The organism is Stenotrophomonas capsici (assembly GCF_034961085.1).
GTDB classification, from domain to species: Bacteria; Pseudomonadota; Gammaproteobacteria; order Xanthomonadales; family Xanthomonadaceae; genus Stenotrophomonas; species Stenotrophomonas capsici.
The window spans coordinates 1-3,155 of record NZ_JAYFUH010000111.1; the positions used below are offsets into that span (position 1 = coordinate 1).

The window sequence follows — 3,155 nt, forward strand, 5'->3', positions numbered from 1 at the left end:
GGTCCTCCAGGCGCACGCCGAAGCGGCCCGGCACCACGATCATCGGTTCGTTGCTGCAGCACATGCCCGGTGCCAGCGGCAGGGTGTTGCCACGCACCAGGTACGGCGCCTCATGGATGGCAAGGCCGCAGCCGTGGCCGGTACGGTGCGGCAGACCCGGCAAGCGGTAGTCCGGACCCAGCCCGGCCGCTTCGAGCACGTCGCGCGCGGCCTGGTCGACCACCTCGCACGGCACGCCGGGGCGCACCGCGTCGAAGGCGGCTTGCTGCGCGGCGCGCTCCAGTTCCCAGATGCGGCGCTGCTCGGCATCCGGCTCGCCGAAGATCCAGGTGCGGGTGATGTCCGAGTTGTAGCCCTGCACGGCGCAGCCGGTGTCGATCAGCACCAGTTCGCCGCGGCGCAGGTGCTGCACGCCGGGAATGCCGTGCGGGAAGGCGGTGGCATGCCCGAACTGCACGATGCAGAAGGTCGAGCCGCCGTCGGCGCCCAGCGCACGGTGTGCCTCGTCGATGAAACGCACCAGCGTGTCGGTGCCGATGCCCTCGTGGGCGATGCCGGCGGCCAGCTGCTGCACGAACAGCGTCATGTCGCAGGCCTGCTGCATCAGCGCCAGTTCGGCCGGCGACTTGCACATCCGGCAGCCATCGATGAGGGAGGCCGCCGACTGGATCACATCGGCGCCCAGGTGCGCGGCCAGGCCGACCTGCACGCGGAACGGTGCCTCCGGGTCCAGCGCCAGCGTGCGCGCGCCGCGTTCGGCCATGGCCTCGGCCACCCGCGCGTACGGGTCCTCGTGTTCTTCCCACAGGCGCTTGCCGGCCGGAATGCGCAGCACCGCGTCGAGCGAGCCTTCCTCGAACACCGGGCACACCAGCAGCGGCTCCCCTTCCAGGGTCAGCAGCATCGCCACCAGCCGTTCGCTGCCACCCCACGGCACGCCGCAGAACCAGCGCAGCGAAGTGCCGGCGGTGACCAGCAATGCGTCCACGCCCTGCGCCCGCATCAGCGCACGGGCCCGCTGCAGGCGTTGCGCATGCTCCTCGGCGCTGATGGCCGGTGCGCGCTGTGGCCACGGTGCCAGGCGTGCGCGTGCCTGTTCCAGGGTGAGGTGTCCGATCTGTGCATTCATGGCTGTGCTCCGATGTCATCGGTGGTCCAACGCTGGTCGATCCAGCGCGGCAATCCACCCGGGTTGCGGTCGCGCAGCTCCGGCGGGAGCAGCGCATCGGGCACATTGTCGTATGCCTGCAGCGCACTGAAGCGCAGGATCGCGGCCGGCAGGCCGACGGCGGTGAATCCCGGCTGCGTCGAGGCCGGGTATGGCCCGCCATGTTGCTGCGCCGGGCTGATCGCCACGCCGGTGGGCATGCGGTCGCAGATCAGCCGCCCCACGCGCGGCCGCAGCACGCTGGCCACAGCCTGCCACGCGGCATCGTCGCTGCCGTCGCCGGCGCGGTACAGCGTGCCGGTGAGCTGGCCCTCCAGCGTGGCCGCCACGGCCTGCATCTGGGCGACATCGCTGACCCGCAGCAGCAGGCTGCTCGGGCCGAACGCCTCGCCCTGGAACCGCGCGGGCGCGGCGAGGAACGCCTCGGCATCCACCTCGAACAGGGTCGGGGCATGGGTGATGCCCACGCTGCCCGGCGTACCGCCACACAGCAGGCGCGCACCGGCCTGGCGCAACGCTCCGATCGCGTGCTGCAGCGTGGCCAGCACCGCCGGCGACAGCAGCAGCTGCGGCGCGGTGTCGGCAAAACGACCGGCCACCGCCGCGACGAACGCATCGCCAGCGGCACCGCGCGGCACCAGTACCAGCCCCGGGTTGGTGCAGAACTGGCCACTGCCGAGCAGGCACGACGCGCTGAACGCCTCGGCCAGCGCTTCCCCGCGTTCGGCCAGCGCACCGGGCAGCAGGAACACCGGGTTCAGGCTGGACAGCTCGCCGAAGAACGGGATGCCCGCGGCATCGGCCGCCTGCTTCAAGGCCAACCCGGCGCTGCGGCTGCCGGTGAAGGCGATCGCGCCCAAACGCGTATCGCCGGCCAGCGCCCGCCCCAGTGGCGCGGGCATGTCGTACAGCAGCTGCACCGTGCCGGCGGGCAGGCCGGCCGCGTCCGCGGCGCGTTGCGCGTGTTCGGCCAGGCGCTGGCTGGTGCCCGGGTGCCCCGGGTGCGCCTTGGCGATCACCGGGTTGCGTGCGGCGATGGCGGCGGCGAAGTCGCCGCCGGACACCGCGTTGAACGCGAACGGGAAATTATTGGGGCCGAACACCAGGACCGGCTTGCCCAATGGCGCGTGGCACGAACGCAGGCCGGCGCCGGTGTCGATCACCGGCCGGGTCCAGCTGGCGCTGCATGCGGCGCTGGCGGCCTGGCGCAACTGGTTGCAGGTGCGCGGCAGTTCATTGCCGCGCAGGCGGGTGGCGGCCGGCAACCCGGTCTCGGCATGCGCCAGCGCCACCAGTGCTTCGGCATCGGCTTCCAATGCATCGGCGTAGCCTTCCAGGAACGCGGCGATGCGTTCCGGGGCGAGCGCCGCCAACATCGGCGCGGCGGCGCTTGCCGCCGCCAGCGCCTGTTCCACCTCGGCCGCACCGCTGCGCGGGAACGCATCCCCGATGGCCTGTGCGGTGGACGGGTCCACCGCGCGGAAGCTGTCCGTGCCTTCCGCTGCCGGACGCCAGTGGCCGGCAATCAACAACGGCGCGACCGTGGCCATCTCAGCGCTTCCCGCGGGTGGCGATGGCGTGGTCGATCAGCTGCAGCGCCTGCGCGCGTTCGCCGCCTTCCACCACCAGCCGCGGCGCGCGCACGCGCTCGCTGCCCAGGCCCACGCGCTCCTGCATCAGCTTGATCAGCTGCACGAACTTGGGAACGGTGTCCATGCGCAGCAGCGGCAACGACCACTCGTACAACTCGCGGGCCGCCGCGTAACCACCGCGCCGTGCCTGCTCGAACAACTGCACCGCTTCTTCCGGGAACGCGTTGACGGTACCGGCGATCCAGCCTTCGGCGCCCATCGCGATGCCTTCCACGATCAGGTCGTCCACGCCGACCAGCAGCACCAGGCGATCGCCGAGCAGGGCCTTGATCGCGGCCAGGCGGCGGATGTCGCCGGAGGACTCCTTGATCGCCTGCACGTGCGGGAACTCGGCG

3 protein-coding genes are annotated in these 3,155 nt (G+C 72.0%); all 3 read right to left on the reverse strand.

Going from position 1 to position 3,155, the window contains the following annotated elements:
- Nucleotides 1-1,129 (reverse strand): M24 family metallopeptidase (locus VA603_RS09300; protein ID WP_323438624.1); only part of this gene is annotated, 1,129 nt, incomplete at its 3' end.
- Entirely contained in the window at nt 1,126-2,718 is a 1,593-nt protein-coding gene (locus VA603_RS09305) for an aldehyde dehydrogenase family protein (protein WP_323438625.1), read from the reverse strand. The genes VA603_RS09305 and VA603_RS09300, both read right to left, overlap by 4 nt.
- A gap of 1 nt (nt 2,719) precedes the next feature.
- A partial coding sequence (locus tag VA603_RS09310) for a dihydrodipicolinate synthase family protein (RefSeq protein WP_323438626.1) occupies nt 2,720-3,155 on the reverse strand: 436 nt, incomplete at its 5' end.